Raw genomic sequence first — 15518 nt, 5'->3', positions numbered from 1 at the left:
AGGAGCGTCGCGATGACCGAAGATCCGGACATCTCGCTGCTGCGGCCCTACCTGATGACCTCGGGACGGGCGCAGCCGGTCGACCAGAGCCTCGAGATCGAGGCGCAGGTCATGACGTCACGCCTCGGGGCGGCGTCGCACCCGAAGCTCACCTTCGAACGCCAGGAAATCGTTTCCCTCTGCCGCAGCACGGTGTCGGTCGCCGAAGTGGCCGCCTTGCTCGGCCTGCACATCGGCGTCGCGCGCGTGCTGGTGGCCGACCTCGCCGAGCAGGGCTACGTCGTCGTCCGCCGGCCGGGGAACCACAACTCGCACGACCTCGGCATGATCGAAAGGGTCATTCGTGGACTCGAAGCCATTCACTGAACCGCCCGCCCGCCCGCCGGCGCCGGTCAAGATCGTCATCGCGGGCGGCTTCGGCGTCGGCAAGACGACGGCGGTGTCGTCCATCTCCGAGATCAAGCCCCTGACGACCGAGGCGGCGATCACGTCGGTCGCGGCGAACGTCGACCGCACGGGCCACGTCCCGGCGAAGACCACGACGACGGTCGCCCTCGACTTCGGCTGCATCACGATCGACGACGAGGTCAAGCTGTACCTGTTCGGCACGCCCGGCCAGGACCGCTTCGGCTTCATGTGGCAGGACCTGGTCCACGGCGCCCTGGGCGCGCTGGTCATCGTCGACACCCGCCGGATGGACGACTGCTACCCGGCGGTCGACTACTTCGAGAACGCCGGCCTCCCGTTCGTGGTCGCGGTCAACATGTTCGACGGCGCGCTGGGCCACAACCTGGACGACATCCGCTGGGCACTGGCGGTGAGCGAGGACGTCCCGCTGATCACGTTCGACGCGCGCCAGAAGCTGTCGGTGCGCGACGCGCTGCTGGCGGTCCTGCACAACACGTTCAAACGGGCCCGAGCCCAGGCTGGTGCGGGGGCCTGAGCGGGACCCGCTACACTTGACCACGGACCCCGCGCGGCGTCCACCCTGTGAACTTCCCCAGGGCCGGAAGGCAGCAAGGATAAGCAGGCTCTGACGGGTGCGCGGGGTCCCCTTCGTTTCGGCTTCCCTGCTTCGGGGCTTCGCCCCTTCGCCGGGGCCTTCACTTCGTTCTTTCACCCGGGGGCCGAGCCCCCGGACCCCCACGGTGCCTCCCTTGCGGCCTGACAGCGCTGCCGTGGCCTTCCTGGTGACCTGGGAGCGCTGCCGGGCCTCTTCGTAACCTGAGCGCCGCCGGGCTTCCCTCGTAACCTGAGTGCGCTGCCGGGCCCTGCTCGTGGTCTGAGCGCGCTGCCGGGCCTTCCTTGCGGCTTGGGTGCGCTGCCGCCCTCCTTGGGGTCTGGGTGGGGTGGCGGGTTGTCGTGAGTGGTTAGGGGGGTTCTAACCCTGCTAACCACTCACGAGGCCTAGAAGATGCCCAAGATGTCTTTTGGTGGCTTTGGGGGTGGGGGTTTGTCGTTGTCTGTTATCGGCTTTGCTTTGCCTGCCAGTTTGGTTAGTTCTGCGCCTTCTACGCATCTTGCCGGGAAGGCTGCTGAGGCTGTTCGGGCTGCCAATGCCGCTGTGGGGATTCCTGTTGCCGATGCTGCGAATACCAGGTTTCCGAAGCGGCGTCCTCTCAGTACTCCTGGGTCCGCCAGTAGTACTACCTGGGGGAATACCTCTTTCAGGGTGGCCAGGAAGCGGCGGGCGAAGGGGAGGCCTGCTCCGTCTGTGATGTTGGCCAGGTAGGTGCCTGTGGGGCGGAGGATTTGCTCGATTGAGCTTACTGATTCCAGGGTTGCCAGGCCGCCTGCCAGGGTTGCCTGTTCGAATGCGTCTACCACTATCAGGTCTGCTGTGTTTTCCCTGCGGGTTGTCAGGCCTTCTCGGCCGTCCGTTATTCGGACTCTCAGGCCTGGGATTTTCAGGCCCAGCTGGGTGCGTACTACGTCTACCAGTTCCGGGTCTGCGTCGAAGACCAGTTGGCGGGAGCCCGGGCGCTTTGCCGCTATGTAGCGCGGGAGGGTGCAGGCCGCGCCGCCTATGTGCAGTGCCTCTACCGGGCCTGGTGGGAGTAGGTCCACTACGTCGCCGAAGCGGCGGACGTAGTCGAACTCCAGGTGGGTCGGGTCGTCCAGGTCCACGTACGACTGGGCCACTCCGCCCACTGACAGCAGCCATGCGTTGCCGCGGTCGGCGAAGCGCTGGAGCTCCGCTGCCCCGAACCGCACCGGGTACTGGCCCGGGATCGGTGCCGGCTTGCTCGTTCGACTCACGGAACCGGAGCCTAGCCGGGGTCGGAAACATTCTTGCTTTACCGGCGATAGGGGAGTGGAAGATCGACCGATCCGAGGGGGATCACCTTGCGTGTGAACGCAGTTCTCGTTGTCGCGGCCTTGGCCGTCGGCGTACTCGCTACGCCCGCTTCGGCGGACGTCCTGCCCGACCGGGCGCAGGCCGTCTCGCTGCTGGAGACCGGCGGCCCCGGCGTGGCCCGGGGCGCCGAAACGGCGTTGCTCGGCTCGCCGGCCGACCTGCAGGCCTTCCTGGCCACCGGCCGCTACCAGGCCAAGGACGACGACGACCGGGTCCTGGTCACCCAGGTCCTGTCGACCGGCGGCCCGGTCGCCAAGCGCGCCGCCCAGCAGGCGCTCAGCGGCACCATCGACGACGTCCGCGCGTTCCTGGCCACCGGCCTGGCCCGGGCGCGGGTGGCCGACGACCGGATCGCCGTCGGCCAGGCCATGAGCACCGGCGGCCCGACCGTGAACGCGCGTGCCCAGCAGGCGCTCGACGGCACGCCCGCCGACGTCCGCGCGTTCCTTGAAACCGGCCTGCAGCAGGCCAGGGACACCGACGACCGGATCACCACGAACCAGGCGCTCGCCGCCGGCGGTCCCGAGGTGAAGGCCGCCGCGCAGACGGCCCTCGACGGCGACCCGGCCGACGTCCGCTACTTCCTGGCCCTCTGGAAGCAGGTCGCCGCGGCCGGTGACGCCGAGGTCACCGCCGTCCAGGGCCAGGTCGACGGCGCGAAGGCGGCCAAGGCCCGGCACAACGGCGTCGCGGTCCAGATCGCGGCGAACCAGGCCGCCAAGCTCGCGTCGGACGCGCGGAAGGCGAACGCCGACCGGCTCGCCGCCCAGCAGAGCAAGAACCAGCAGGACGGCCAGGCCGCGGCGGGCGCCGAGGCCACCGCGCAGCAGCAGGCCAAGGAGGCCGCGGCCCGCGCCGCGCAGGCCAAGACCGACAACGACAAGCTGCTGGCCGACGCGGCCGACCCGGCCCTGACGGTGCCGAACGGCCGTCGCGCGTCGGTCTACCTGCTGCGCAACGGCGGGGCCGCGGTCAAGGACGCCGCCCGCGCCGCGCTCAGCGGTTCGGACGACGACGTCGTCACCTTCGTGCACAGCGGGCTCGCCGTCGCGCAGGAGTCCGACGACCGGGTGGCCGTCGCGGCGATCGCGGCGGACCCGAAGGCCCGTCCGGGCCTGCGCCAGGCCGCTCGGGACGCGCTCGCGGGCCCGTACGCCGGTGTCGCCGCGCTGCTGCGCACCGGCGACTACCCGGGCCGCGACACCGACGACCGCGTCGAGGTCAACCAGATCCTGGCGGCCGGCGGCCCGTCGACGAAGCCGGCGGCCCAGAAGGCCCTCGACGGCACCGTCGCCGACGTCCGCGAGTTCCTGGCGCACGGCCAGTACGTCACGCACCTGATCGACCTGTCGGTGTACGCGACCCGGACGCTGTCGGAAGGGCCCGAGGTCGTCGCCGTCGCGCAGGGTGTGCTCGACGGTCCCGACTCGGCTCTGCAGGCGTATCTGGACGGCGAGCTGCTCAAGGCGCGGGCGCGTGACGCCTTCACCGCGCAGCACGTCGCCAAGGTGAACGCCCTGGTCGCCGAGGCCGCTGCCCTGGCCTGACCCGCACGGCGAAGGTTGTCGGACGGTCCCGGTACTCTCGCGGCGTGGCTCTCGCGCTGTACCGCAAGTACCGTCCGGCAACCTTCGCCGAGGTCGTCGGGCAGGAGCATGTGACCGAACCCCTCCGCACGGCGTTGTCCGCCGGGCGGATCAACCACGCCTACCTCTTCTCCGGCCCGCGCGGCTGCGGGAAGACGTCGAGCGCGCGCATCATGGCGCGCTCGCTGAACTGCGTGAAGGGCCCGACACCGGACCCGTGCGGCGAGTGCAGCTCCTGCAAGGCACTCGCGCCGGAGGGTTCGGGCAGCGTCGACGTCACGGAGCTCGACGCGGCCAGCCACGGTGGTGTCGACGACGCCCGTGAGCTGCGGGACAAGGCGTTCTACGCCCCCGCCGAGTCGCGCTACCGCGTGTTCATCATCGACGAGGCGCACATGGTCACCACGCAGGGCTTCAACGCCCTGCTGAAGATCGTGGAAGAGCCGCCAGAGCACGTCATCTTCATCTTCGCGACCACCGAGCAGGACAAGGTGCTCACCACCATCCGCTCGCGCACGCACCACTACCCGTTCCGGCTGATCCCGCCCGGCGCGATGCGCACGCTGCTGGAGAGCAACGTCGCCTCCGAGGGCGTCGAGGTCGAGCCCGCGGTCTACCCGCTGGTCATCCGGGCCGGCGGCGGTTCGGCGCGCGACACGCAGTCGGTGCTCGACCAGCTGCTCGCCGGCGCCGGGCCCGACGGGATCAACTACAGCCGCGCGGTGTCGCTGCTGGGCGTCACCGACGTCGCGCTGATCGACGACATGGTCGACGCGCTCTCGACCGACGACGCCGGCACCGTGTTCGGCACCGTCGAGAAGGTCGCCGAAGCCGGGCACGACCCGCGCCGGTTCGCGACCGACCTGCTCGACCGGCTGCGCGACCTGGTGCTGCTGCGCGCGGTGCCGGAGTCCGCGGGTGGCCTGGTGTCCGCGCCCGAAGACGAACTGGCGCGGATGGTCGGCCAGGCCGAACGCCTCGGCCTCGGCACGCTTTCGCGGTACGCCGACATCGTCCACAATGGACTCCTGGAGATGCGCGGCGCGACGTCCGCCCGGCTCGTGCTCGAGCTGCTGTGCGCGCGGATGTTGCTGCCGTCGGTCACCGACGCGGAAAAGGCGTTGCTGGCGCGGATCGAGCGGCTGGAACGCCGCGCGACGGTGGTCGCCGGCGGTGGCGCGCCCGCCGAGGGCGGCGTCGAGCCGCCGATGCGGGCCGCGCCGGAGAAGGAGTTCTCGCGGCCGTCGCAGCGCCCGGCGTCGGCCGGCCCGGCGCCGGTGGCGATCCCGGAGCCGCCCACCGCCGAACCGAACCCGCCCGCTTCCGCGGCGGCCGCCCCTGCTCAACCCGCTCCTGCTGCTGCCGCCCCGGTGGCTCGTCCCGCGCAGTCTGCTGCTGCGACAGGCGGTCCTGCGCAGCCTGCTGCTGGGTCGGCTCAGCCCGCTCCTGCGGCTGCCGCCGCGCAGTCTGCTGCTGCGCCAGCCGGTGCTGCCCGGCCTGCCTCCGCACCGGCCGGTGCTGCCCAGTCTGCTGCTGCGCCGGGTGGTTCTGCCCAGCCTGCCTCCGCACCGGCCTCCACTTCGGCGTCCGCGGACGGTGGCTGGGGCACACCTCGCACCCCGGGCGGCGGGATCCCCGCGCAGCCGGCGGCGGCCGCACCCAGCGACGCCAGCGGCTGGGGCGCGACCCGGACGCCGGGCGGGGACCCACCCGCCCCGGCCGCCGAGCCCGAGCCGGTGGCCGCCGCCGCACCCGCGGCGCCCGGCGCGCTGGACGCGGCCGGGCTCCGGAACATCTGGCCGCAGCTGATGACGGCGCTGCGCAAGTTCACCGGCGGCCGCAGCCTCGAGGCGATGCTCACGCAGGCCACGGTGGCGACCGTCGAGGGCAGCGCCGTCACGCTGACGCACAAGTCCGAGCCGCTGGCCCGCCGGCTGTCCGACCAGGACAACGCCCGCAAGATCGCCGGCGCGCTGACCGAGGTCCTCGGCGGCGACTGGCAGGTCCGCTGCGTCCACGGCAACGCCCCGTCGGCCGCCCCCGCGGCCCGCGCCCAGCAGGCGGCGCCCGCGCCGAAGCAGTCGTTCACCCGCCAGTCGGCGGCCGCCCCCGCGGCGCCCCCGGCCCCACCTGCCGCACCGACCCGCCCGGCGGCCCCGCCCGCCCCGGCAGCCCAGCCGGTGCGCCCCAAGGTCACGACGGCCGAGCCGGACATCCCGCTGCCCCCGGAACCCTCCGACGAGGACGACGACGACCTCTACAACGAGGACGCCAGCCCGGCCCCGCCGCCACCCCCGCCCCCGCCGGACCAGGACCCGGACGAGCTGGCCCGCAGGCTGATCTCGGACCAGCTGGGCGCCCGCCCCCTGGACTGACCAAGTCCGTGAATGTCACATCGAGGGATCTGAAGTCCCTCAATGCGACATCCACGGCTTCGGCCCCGCCACCCCACGTACCCGGACGGTCGGCCGGCGTACCCGCACAGTCGGCTCGCGTACCTGGACGGTCGGCTCACGACCCGGCCCTCTGGGTACGCGACCCGACCCTCTGGGTACGCGACCCGACCCTCTGGGTACGCAAGCCGACCCTCTGGGCACGCGAGCCGACGCTCTCGGCACGCGAGCCGACTCTCTCGGTGCGTGAGCCGACTGCCTGGGTGTGTGGGCCGACCTCTGGGTCGGGGGTCAGGAGGCCCAGGGGCCGATGCCCGTGACCCGGTCCGCCTTGATCCGGACGATCACCGCGGTCGGCGAGCCCTGGTTGCCCAGCAGGTACTTCGGGACGCCGAGGTAGCGCTGGGCCTGGCGGTCCATCAACGCCGTGAACTCGTCGGCGATGTCCGGGCCGACGATCGACGCCGTGCCGCGGACCAGCAGGTACTGCGGCAGCCCACGGGCGTCGTGGCCGTCGTGGTCCTCGATCAGGACCGTCACGCGCGGGTCGTTGCGGATGTTGCGCACCTTGGGCCGGCGGCCTTCCATGCCCATCACGATCTCGTCGCCCTCGCGGCTGGCCCAGACCATCGACGTCTGCGGGGAGCCGTCCGGGTTGATCGTGGTCAGGACGGCGTTGAAGGGCCGCTCGAACAGCCGGTGGCTGCTTTCGGGGAGTTCCATAACCCCGAGACTAGGAAGCCGACAGGTACTCCTCGGTACCTTGGTTCCCATGGGTGACTTCTCCGGCGACGTCTTCCTCGCGGACTGCCCGGCCCGGCTGGCGATCGAGATCATCGCCGACAAGTGGGCCGTCGTCGTGGTGTTCGCGCTCAGCCGCGGCCCGCGGCGGCACGGCGAGCTCGTCGACCTCATCGGCGGCATCTCCCGCAAGGTCCTCACCCAGACGCTGCGCAAGCTCCAGGGTTACGGCCTGGTCGACCGCCGCGGCTACGCCGAGGCGCCACCGCGCGTCGACTACAGCCTGACCGACCTCGGGCAGACGCTCGTCGAGCCGATCGGCGTCCTCACGAAGTGGGCGACCCTGCACGGCGAGGCCGTCACCGCGGCTCACGAGGCCAGGTAGGCCTCGATCGCCGCCGCGATGGCGGACGCGAACTGCTGCCGCCCCTCGGCGCTCGACATCCGGGCCGCTTCGGTCGCGTTGCGCATGTTCCCGCACTCGACGAGCGCGATCGGCCGCGTCGAGAGGTTCAGGCCACCGAGGTCCGCGCGCGCCGAAAGGCCGTTGCCGCCGATGTAGTTCGACGTGCTGAAACCGCCGGTGCGCATCGTGTCGCGCAACGTCTGGGCCAGCCGCGTCGACGGCGCGCCCTGCGCCGCGTTCAGCGGCGGCGACGAGTAGGCGACGTGGAAGCCGGTCGCCCCGGGCGCGTTCGAGCCGTCGGCGTGGATCGAGACGACGGCGTCGGCGTTCGCGTCGTTGCCGGCCGCGGCCCGCTTGTCGACGCACGGGCCGACGCCGGTGTCGTTCTGTCGCGTGTAGACAACGCGGATTCCCTTGGCCGACAACGCTTCCCCGACCCGCTGGGAGACGTCCCAGGTGAACGCGTGCTCGGGGTAACCGGCGTTGGTCGACGTCCCGGTGGTGTTGCACGGCTTGGTCTGCCCGCGCCCCGCGGGCACGAGCCGGTTGATCTCCGCGCTGTGCGAGCCGTTGCCGCCGTTGTGCCCCGGGTCGAGCACGACGACCTTGCCCGAAGCGACCGGGGCGACCGGCGGCGCGGCCGCCGAAGAGGGCGGCGCGGGCGGCACGACCGGCGAAGGCGTGACGGTCGTCGGCGTGGGCGTGACCGTCCGGGTGACGACGGGAGCGGGCGCGGGAGCCGCCGGGGTGTCTTCTTCGCAGCCGGTGAGCAGCAGGGCACCGGCCAGCAGGAGGGGAGCAATCGCGCGTCGCACGGCGACCACGGTGCCACAACCGGGGCCCGCCCGTGGCGCGACTACCCTGGTGGTGACACAGGCGTGCAGAGAGGACCGAGTGCGATCATGGTGCAACCCGGCGGCGGCTTCGACATTTCCCAGCTGATGCAGCAGGCCCAGCAGATGCAGCAGAAGCTCGTCGAGGCGCAGGAGGAGCTCGCCAACACCGAGGTCACCGGCAGTGCCGGCGGCGGGCTGGTCACCGCGACCGTGTCCGGTGACAGCCAGCTCAAGAGCCTCCAGATCGACCCGAAGGTCGTCGACCCGGACGACGTCGAGACCCTGTCCGACCTGATCGTGGCGGCGGTCCGCGACGCGTCGGCGAGCGCGCAGAAGCTCACCGAGCAGAAGCTCGGCCCGCTGGCCGGCGGCCTGGGTGGCGGCGGTGGCGGCATGCCGGACCTCGGCGCCCTCGGCTTCGGCGGCTGACGAACTTGTACGAAGGTGTCGTCCAGGACCTGATCGACGAGCTCGGGCGGTTGCCAGGGGTCGGGCCGAAGAGCGCCCAGCGGATCGCGTTCCACTTGCTGGCCGCGGACCCGGTGGACATCTCCCGGCTGCAGGACGTCCTCGGCAAGGTCAAGGAGGGCGTGCAGTTCTGCGAGGTCTGCGGCAACGTCTCCGAGCAGCAGCGGTGCCGCATCTGCCGCGACGAGCGCCGCGACCTCACGGTCATCTGCGTGGTCGAGGAGCCGAAGGACGTCCTGGCGGTCGAGCGCACGCGCGAGTTCAAGGGCCGCTACCACGTCCTGGGCGGCGCGCTGGACCCGTTGTCGGGCATCGGCCCGGAGCAGCTGCGGATGCGCGAGCTGCTCAAGCGCATCGGCGAGGCGGACATCACCGAGATCATCATCGCGACCGACCCCAACACCGAGGGTGAGGCGACGGCGACGTACCTGGTCCGCATGCTGCGCGACTTCCCGGGGTTGAGCGTGACGCGGCTGGCGTCGGGCCTGCCGATGGGCGGTGACCTGGAGTTCGCGGACGAGCTGACCCTGGGCCGCGCGCTCTCGGGCCGCCGGGTGCTCTAACGGGCGTCGAAGCGGCGCAGGTCGTAGAGGTCCATCAGCCGGATCACCTTGTTCGCGTACTCCGGGTCGGTGGCGTACTTCCGCGCCACCGCCCGGATGAACGCGTCCGGGTCGGCGCGCACCGGCAGCGCCGCCGCGTAGTTCGGTGACGTCGTCAGCAGCCGGCCGTAGTCGCGGAACGAGTCGTCGGCCGAGGCGTACGAGCGGAAGAACGCGTCCACCGGGTGGCACGGCGACGGCACGCACTCGGACGTCTGGTAGCGCGCGCACCGCACCGCGATCGGCCCCGGGCTCGCCGGCCGGACGCACTTGAAGCCGAAGTAGTTCAGCTCGGCCGTCGACAGCTTGCTGCGGCCCCAGTTCGACTCCAGGATCGACTGGGCCACCGTGACCGACGCCGGGATGTCGTACGCCGCGCGGATCCGCAGGGCGATCGGGGCCGCCGCGCCGACGTACGCCTGCTGGTAGCCCGCGCTCAGCGCCGCGTCACGCGTGGCGGCCTGGTCGATCGGCGGGACGACCAGCAGGACCGCCGCGAGTCCGAAGTGGATCATGGCGGCAAAGCTGCCCGATCCCCGCGGCCGCGGCGACCCGCGTCACCCCAACGGGCGTCAGCAGTAGCCGAGCTGCGCCAGGGTGTCCACGATGATCTCGGACGGGTGGTACTTGTCCATCCAGGACTCACCGCGGCGGTTCTGGTAGGTGTCGAGGAAGTTCTGCAGCTTGTCGCCGCGCATCTCCGTCAGCACCACCGTCTCGCCGAGGTGCTGCGGCGTCTCGGTGCGCTCGCGGTGCACCGCGCACGGCAGGCCGAGGTAGTAGCACTCCGCCGAGAGACCACCCGAGTCGGTGACGACGTACTCGGCGCGCGCGACCAGCGGCAGGAACTTCAGGTACCGCATCTTCGGCTGCGCGATGAACTTGTCGTCGAACAGGTTGTCCAGGCCCAGTGAGCGGATCTTCTCGCGCTCGGGCGCGCCGGCCATGTACAGGATCGGCATCTTGCGGCTCTGCTCGCGCAGGATCTCCAGCACCTCGCGGTACTTGTCCGCGCGCGAGACCAGCTCGAAGCGGTGCAGCGTGGCCAGGCCGAACTTCTCCGGCAGGTTCGGCACGTCCAGCGGCTGGTTGATGGCCAGGCGCATCGCGTCGATCGCGGTGTTCGCCTCGGTGTCGACGACGACGCCGCGGGCGTTGCGCAGGTTGTTCACCTCGCGGATGCTCGGCGCGAAGTGCATGTCGACGATCTTCGCCGCGATCTTGCGGTTGAGCTCCTCGGGCAGCGGCGACAAGATGCTGCCCGACCGCGCCCCGGCCTCGACGTGCCCGACGCGGGACTTCAGGATCCGCTTCCCGATCAGCGAGCCGTACGGCGTGGTGAACGTGTCGCCGTGCACCAGCACCAGCGGCGGCCGGCCGTCCTCGTTCAGGGCGGCGCGCAGCTCGTGGCGGCGGCTCCAGGCGGTGCGCATGACCTGCGCGGCCCAGCCCGGCACCTGCGACGGCGACTCGAGGTTGTGCGCCTTCTCCTCCGGCACCAGCCAGACGTCGGGCGCCGGCATGTCCAGGTCGGCCAGTACGTCGGCCACCTCGTCGACGTGCTGGGCGGTGAACCAGATCTTGGGCCGCATCCCGCGCTCGCGGATCCCGTGGTAGACGGGCGCGATCTTGATCAGTTCCGCGGTGGTGCCGAGAATGAAGGAAATCACCGTGAAGGCCCATTTCTGGTCGGGTGCGGTGGCGCAAGGATACTGGCCGACCCGGCGTGGAGGCCGCCGGGTAGCCTCGGCCCGGTGAGTGCGAACCCGCTCCTCCCCTCGCTCAGCGTCGTGATCCCGGTCTACAACGAGCAGGACTGGATCGAACGCAGTGTCGGCGCGCTGCTCGCCTCGGCCGAGGCGGCCAACTGGCCGATCGAGGTCGTCGTGGTCGACGACGGCAGCACCGACGCCACGCCGACCCGCCTCGACGCACTGCGCGAACGCCACGGCATCACCGTGCTCAGCCAGGCCAACGGCGGCCGGTTCGAGGCCCGCAGCGCGGGCATCGCGAAGTCGTCCGGCGAGTGGATCGCGCTGCTCGACAGCCGCGTCATCCTCGACGAGCCGACCCTCACGTTCCTGCGCGACCAGCTCGTGGACCACCCCGAGCGCGCGGTCTGGAACGGGCACATCAACGTCGCCTCCGAGCACAACCCGTACGCGGGTTTCATGGCCGGGCTGGTCAAGGTCCCGTGGCGCAAGTACTGCGCGAACCCGCGGCTGATGTCCTACGGCATCGAGGAATTCGACGTCTACCCGAAGGGGACGACGTTCTTCTGCGCCCGCCGCGCCCTCCTCGAAGGCTCGGTCACGGCGTTCGCGTCGCTGTTCGACGACATCCGCTTCGCCAGCGACGACACCCGCATGCTGCGCTGGATCGCCGAGCGCGAGCGGATCTGGCTGGCCCCGGACCTCTCCGCGACCTACAACGGGCGCGACTCCTTCAAGAAGTTCACGCAGCAGGCCTACTTCCGCGGCACGACCTATGTGGACTCCTACATCGGCTCGCCCGGCCCGGCCCGCAACGCGCTGTTCGGCGCGCTCGCCGTCGGCGTACTCGGGCTGGCTTTCGCCGCGAAGAAGCCGAAGACGACGCTGGCCGCCGGGGTGCTCGGCGCGGTCGCGGCCGGCGAGGTCGTGAAGAAGTGCGGCGCGACCGGGCCGGAGGCCCGCGCGGTCACCAAGCTGCTGCCGGTGTTCGCCGGCGGCTTCGGCGCGGGTGTCGTGCGCGGACTGGCGATGGCCGTGCGGACCTCGCTCCGGCGCCGATGAGCACCGAGGTGGAGACTCCGGCCGCCGCCCGCAGCGGCCGCACGACCGCGGGCAGCCTCGGCGGCTCGCTGATCGTGTCGATCGGCCTCGGCTACGTCCTCACCGTCGCCTGCCAGCGGCTGCTGCCGCCGCAGGAGTACGCCATCTTCGTCACGTTCTGGGGCCTGGTGATGGGCCTCGGCAGCACGCTCTCGCCGCTGGAGCAGGAGCTCTCCCGCCAGTCGGCGGTGGCCGCGCTCGGCGGCGGCAAGGCGGGCCGCCCGGCGCTGCGCGCGGTGGCCGTCGGCGTGCTGGTCGCGGCGGTCTTCTCCCTCGCCCTGCTGATCCCGCCGGTCAACGAAAAGCTCTTCCACGGCGACTGGTCGCTGGCCCTGATCGTGCTGGCCGGCGGCGTCGCGTTCGCCTGCCAGTTCGGCACCCGCGGGCTGCTGATCGGGCAGCACAAGGTGAAGGCGTTCTCGCTGCTCGTGGTGGCCGAACCGGCGATCCGGGCGCTCGTGCTGGGCGTGCTGGTCGTCTCGGTCGCCTACAACATCGTCTCGCTGGCCATCGCGGTCGCCGCGGGGTCGTTCGCCTGGCTGCTGTTCGCCCGGCCGGCCCGGCGGCTGCTCGACCCGCACGTGGACGGCGACGGCTGGGGCGTCACCTCCCGCCGGATGGGCATGCTGCTGGTCGGCGCGGCCCTGACGGCCGCGGTCATCACCGGCTACCCGGCGCTGGTCGGGCTGCTGGCCCCGGGCGGCGACGGCGACCGCGTCGGCGCCCTGTTCGCCGCGCTGGTCATCGCCCGGCTGCCGCTGACGCTGATCGGGCCGGTGCAGTCGCTGGCCGTCCCGTTCGTCGTGCGGCTCTCGGTCACCGCCGAAGGCCGCCACAAGCTGCGCCGCGTGCTCGCGCTCGGCGCGGCCGCGTCCCTGGTCCTCGCCGCGCTCGGCGCCCTGGTCGGGATGTGGCTCGGGCCGTGGGCGGTGCGGTTCATCAGCGGCCCCCGCTACGACATCGACGGCTGGTCGGTCGCGGGGCTGGTGTGGTCATCGGTGCTGCTGGTGCCGATGCAGCTGCTCACGGCCGTGCTCGTGGCCCGCACCCAGGCCAAGCTCGTGCTGCTCACCTGGGCCGTGGTCACCGGCACGGCGTCCCTGCTGCTGGTGCTCCTGCCAGGCGACACCGTGTTCCGCGCGGTCGTCGCGCTGGCCGTGGCGCCGACGCTGGGCCTGGCCGTGGTGCTCGCGTTCGTTCTCCGGCGCGCACCGGAATCGACGGCCGTGACAACCTCGGACACCGGTGAAACGTCTTCATAGCGGCCCAGTAAGGTGCGTTGGGCCCGCCGGTGGGGACGGGAAACGGCGTGAAGTGCCGGTAAGGTTTGGACTGCGAATTCGATGAACGTACTGCTCGTTTTGCTCGCGTTCTGGCTGCCGGGTCTGGTGTTCGGTGCCGCGATCCAGCTGCGCGGCTGGACGCTGGCCGCCGCCGCGCCGATGCTGACGTTCGGCCTGGTCGCGCTCGGCATCCCGGTGCTCGGCCGGTTCGGCATCCGCTGGACGACGCTCAACGTCGCGTTGTGGACGCTGGTGCTCTCGGCGGCCGGCTTCGGCCTGGCCTTCGCCGTGACCCGGTTCACGCGCCGCCGCCACCCCGACTGGGAAGAGCCGGAGCGGCCCGCGCGCAGCGTCCGCGACCACGTGCTGATCGGCCTCGGCGTCGCCGCCGGCATGGGCATCGGCACCGTGACGATCCTGCGCGGCTTCCGGAGCATCGACAACGTCCAGCAGGGCTGGGACGCGCCGTTCCACGCCAACCTGGTGCGCTGGATCGCCGAGCACGGCGACGCGCGCCCGTCGACCGTCGGCACGATCGCGAACCTGCCGAACGAGACGCACTACTTCTACCCGGACACCTACCACGCGCTGCTCGCCCTGGTCTTCGGCAAGGGCGGCCTGACGATCATGCCGACGCTGAACCTCGCGGCGCTCGCGGTGGTCCTCACCGTGCCGCTCGGCGTCGCCGCGATGTGCCACGCCTGGCGGATGCCGGCCATCGGCGTCGCCGCGGCCGCCACGGTGTCGGCGTGCTTCACGGTGTTCCCGTACGACTCGCTGTGGCGCGGCCCGCTGTGGCCGTTCGTCGCCGGTGTCGCGCTCATCCCGGCCATGCTCGCGGTGGCGCGCCACCTGCTGGAGCCCCGCTCGATCGCCGGGCCGGTCGCCATCGGCGTCGGCGTCGCCGGGCTGGCCGGGCTGCACACGAGTGTCGTGTTCGTCGTCATCGTGTACTTCCTGCTGATCCTGCTCGCGGTGGTCTTCCGCTTCGAGAAGATCGTCTGGCGGCGGTCGCTGACCTCGCTGGTCGCGAGCGTCGTGCTGGCGGCCGCGTTCGGCATCCCGGTCGTGCTGCCGTCGCTGTACAACGCGGGCGGCGTGACGAGCGCCTTCTGGGCGTCCGAAGCCACCGTGTCCGGCGCGTTCGGCGAGACGATCACGTTCTCGCCGATGGCCGCGTTCCCGCAGTGGTGGATCGGCATCCCAGCCATCATCGGCGTGTTCCTGCTGGTCAAGCACCGCCGGATGCTGTGGATGGTCGGCGCCTACGTCGTGCTGGGCACGCTCTTCGCCGCGACGGTGTCGATGGAGAGCAACCTGATCCACACGCTGAGCAGCCCGTTCTACAACGACAACTGGCGCGTCGCGGCCCTGGTGCCGCTGGCCGGCTGCGTCGCGTTCGGCGAGTTCGCGCACACCGCGTCCGGCTGGTTCGCCGAGAAGGTCGCACCCCGGCTGCCGAACCTCAAGCCGGCGACGCTCACCCTGGCCGGCGTCGTCGTGGTGGCCCTGGTGGTCGGCGGGTTGAGCCGCGGCGGCTACATCGGCCGCAACGCCGCCCGCCTGCAGCTCAACTACAGCGACGGCCCGACGGTCAGCAAGGACGAGGAGACCGCGTTCGCCTGGCTCGCGCAGCACACCGCGCCGGGCGAGCGGGTGCTGAACGACAAGGCCGACGGCTCGGTCTGGATGTACGCGCTGGCCGGCGTGATGCCGACGCAGTGGAACTTCTACGGCGCCGAGCTGAACACGGACGCGGGCTACCTGAGCGTCTACGCCAACGAGGTCGAGAAGTACCCGGAAGTGCGCCGGCTGCTCACCAACCTGAAGGTGCGCTACGCCTTCGTCGGGGAGGGGAAGGTCACCAAGACGACCCCCAACGACGTCGGCCTCCTGGGCCTGGACAAGAGCCCCGGGTTCAAGCTGGTCTACCACAACGCCGGTGCCTCGATCTACGAGATCGAGGGGCAGCAGGGTGTCGTCGCTTCCGGGGCCGCGCCTGGGTCTCCGGCCGGTAACGGGCAGTGAAAG

At 71.5% G+C, this 15518-nt stretch carries 15 protein-coding genes and 1 other RNA gene; 11 read left to right on the top strand and 5 right to left on the bottom strand.

What is annotated here, in order from left to right; all coding sequences use genetic code 11:
- The first annotated feature begins 12 nt into the window (after positions 1 to 12).
- The 3 genes from OHS58_RS34760 (at position 13) to ffs (ending at position 1059) form a co-directional block, all read left to right on the top strand.
- Positions 13 to 366: a DUF742 domain-containing protein gene (locus OHS58_RS34760; protein ID WP_328645283.1), complete on the top strand. Its 354-nt coding sequence runs from the start codon at positions 13 to 15 to the stop codon at positions 364 to 366.
- Positions 344 to 943: a GTP-binding protein gene (locus OHS58_RS34755; RefSeq protein WP_328645282.1), complete on the top strand. Its 600-nt coding sequence runs from the start codon at positions 344 to 346 to the stop codon at positions 941 to 943. The genes OHS58_RS34760 and OHS58_RS34755 overlap by 23 nt, the downstream gene beginning before the upstream one ends.
- A 21-nt stretch (positions 944 to 964) precedes the next feature.
- Positions 965 to 1059: signal recognition particle sRNA small type (gene ffs / locus OHS58_RS34750), an RNA gene on the top strand.
- 348 nt (positions 1060 to 1407) lie between these two features.
- Here the strand turns inward: ffs and OHS58_RS34745 are convergent.
- Positions 1408 to 2259 carry a spermidine synthase gene (locus OHS58_RS34745; RefSeq protein ID WP_326945051.1) on the bottom strand — a complete coding sequence of 284 codons (852 nt, stop codon included), beginning with the start codon at positions 2257 to 2259 and terminating at the stop codon, positions 1408 to 1410.
- A gap of 93 nt (positions 2260 to 2352) precedes the next feature.
- Here OHS58_RS34745 and OHS58_RS34740 point away from each other — a divergent pair, with 93 nt between their 5' ends.
- Together OHS58_RS34740 and OHS58_RS34735 are read left to right on the top strand one after the other, a co-directional pair.
- Positions 2353 to 3906 (top strand): ALF repeat-containing protein, encoded by a 1554-nt coding sequence (locus tag OHS58_RS34740; protein WP_328645281.1) that lies wholly within the window; start codon positions 2353 to 2355, stop codon positions 3904 to 3906.
- A gap of 44 nt (positions 3907 to 3950) precedes the next feature.
- On the top strand, positions 3951 to 6320 hold the full coding sequence (locus OHS58_RS34735; RefSeq protein WP_328645280.1) for a DNA polymerase III subunit gamma and tau: 2370 nt from the start codon (positions 3951 to 3953) through the stop codon (positions 6318 to 6320).
- Positions 6321 to 6629: 309 nt separating this feature from the next.
- Here OHS58_RS34735 and OHS58_RS34730 read toward each other — a convergent pair whose 3' ends face one another.
- On the bottom strand, positions 6630 to 7061 hold the full coding sequence (locus tag OHS58_RS34730; protein WP_247058949.1) for a TIGR03618 family F420-dependent PPOX class oxidoreductase: 432 nt from the start codon (positions 7059 to 7061) through the stop codon (positions 6630 to 6632).
- A gap of 49 nt (positions 7062 to 7110) precedes the next feature.
- On the opposite strand from OHS58_RS34730, the gene OHS58_RS34725 reads away from it, so the two are divergent.
- Positions 7111 to 7464 carry a winged helix-turn-helix transcriptional regulator gene (locus OHS58_RS34725; protein ID WP_326945048.1) on the top strand — a complete coding sequence of 118 codons (354 nt, stop codon included), beginning with the start codon at positions 7111 to 7113 and terminating at the stop codon, positions 7462 to 7464.
- Here the strand turns inward: OHS58_RS34725 and OHS58_RS34720 are convergent.
- Entirely contained in the window at positions 7449 to 8309 is an 861-nt protein-coding gene (locus OHS58_RS34720; protein ID WP_326945047.1) for an N-acetylmuramoyl-L-alanine amidase, read from the bottom strand. The two genes, OHS58_RS34725 and OHS58_RS34720, sit on opposite strands and share 16 nt — an antisense overlap.
- Before the next feature lie 78 nt (positions 8310 to 8387).
- Between OHS58_RS34720 and OHS58_RS34715 the strand changes: the two genes are divergently transcribed.
- Both OHS58_RS34715 and recR read left to right on the top strand, forming a co-directional pair.
- Positions 8388 to 8750, top strand: a complete 363-nt coding sequence (locus OHS58_RS34715; protein ID WP_328645279.1) for a YbaB/EbfC family nucleoid-associated protein — start codon at positions 8388 to 8390, stop codon at positions 8748 to 8750.
- Between the two features lie 5 nt (positions 8751 to 8755).
- Entirely contained in the window at positions 8756 to 9352 is a 597-nt protein-coding gene (gene recR, locus OHS58_RS34710) for a recombination mediator RecR (RefSeq protein ID WP_247058945.1), read from the top strand.
- On the opposite strand, the gene OHS58_RS34705 is transcribed toward recR, so the two are convergent.
- Complete coding sequence (locus OHS58_RS34705) at positions 9349 to 9906, bottom strand: glucosaminidase domain-containing protein (protein WP_326945045.1); 558 nt, start codon at positions 9904 to 9906, stop codon at positions 9349 to 9351. The two genes, recR and OHS58_RS34705, sit on opposite strands and share 4 nt — an antisense overlap.
- Before the next feature lie 57 nt (positions 9907 to 9963).
- A complete protein-coding gene (locus OHS58_RS34700; protein WP_247058943.1) occupies positions 9964 to 11061 on the bottom strand; it encodes a UDP-N-acetyl glucosamine 2-epimerase in 1098 nt (365 codons plus the stop codon).
- Between the two features lie 84 nt (positions 11062 to 11145).
- Here OHS58_RS34700 and OHS58_RS34695 point away from each other — a divergent pair, with 84 nt between their 5' ends.
- The 3 genes from OHS58_RS34695 (at position 11146) to OHS58_RS34685 (ending at position 15515) form a co-directional block, all read left to right on the top strand.
- The gene (locus OHS58_RS34695) at positions 11146 to 12165 is read left to right on the top strand and encodes a glycosyltransferase family 2 protein (protein WP_328645278.1); all 1020 of its coding nucleotides are present in this window, start codon (positions 11146 to 11148) and stop codon (positions 12163 to 12165) included.
- The gene (locus OHS58_RS34690; protein ID WP_326945043.1) at positions 12162 to 13466 is read left to right on the top strand and encodes a hypothetical protein; all 1305 of its coding nucleotides are present in this window, start codon (positions 12162 to 12164) and stop codon (positions 13464 to 13466) included. Before OHS58_RS34695 ends, OHS58_RS34690 begins: the two co-directional genes overlap by 4 nt.
- An 81-nt stretch (positions 13467 to 13547) precedes the next feature.
- The gene (locus OHS58_RS34685; protein ID WP_326945042.1) at positions 13548 to 15515 is read left to right on the top strand and encodes a DUF6541 family protein; all 1968 of its coding nucleotides are present in this window, start codon (positions 13548 to 13550) and stop codon (positions 15513 to 15515) included.
- Positions 15516 to 15518 lie beyond the last annotated feature (3 nt).

This window comes from Amycolatopsis sp. NBC_00348 (genome assembly GCF_036114655.1).
In the GTDB taxonomy this organism is placed as follows: Bacteria; Actinomycetota; Actinomycetes; order Mycobacteriales; family Pseudonocardiaceae; genus Amycolatopsis.
The sequence above is the reverse complement of the archived record's forward strand: the minus strand, read 5'-3'. Positions and strand labels throughout refer to the sequence as shown.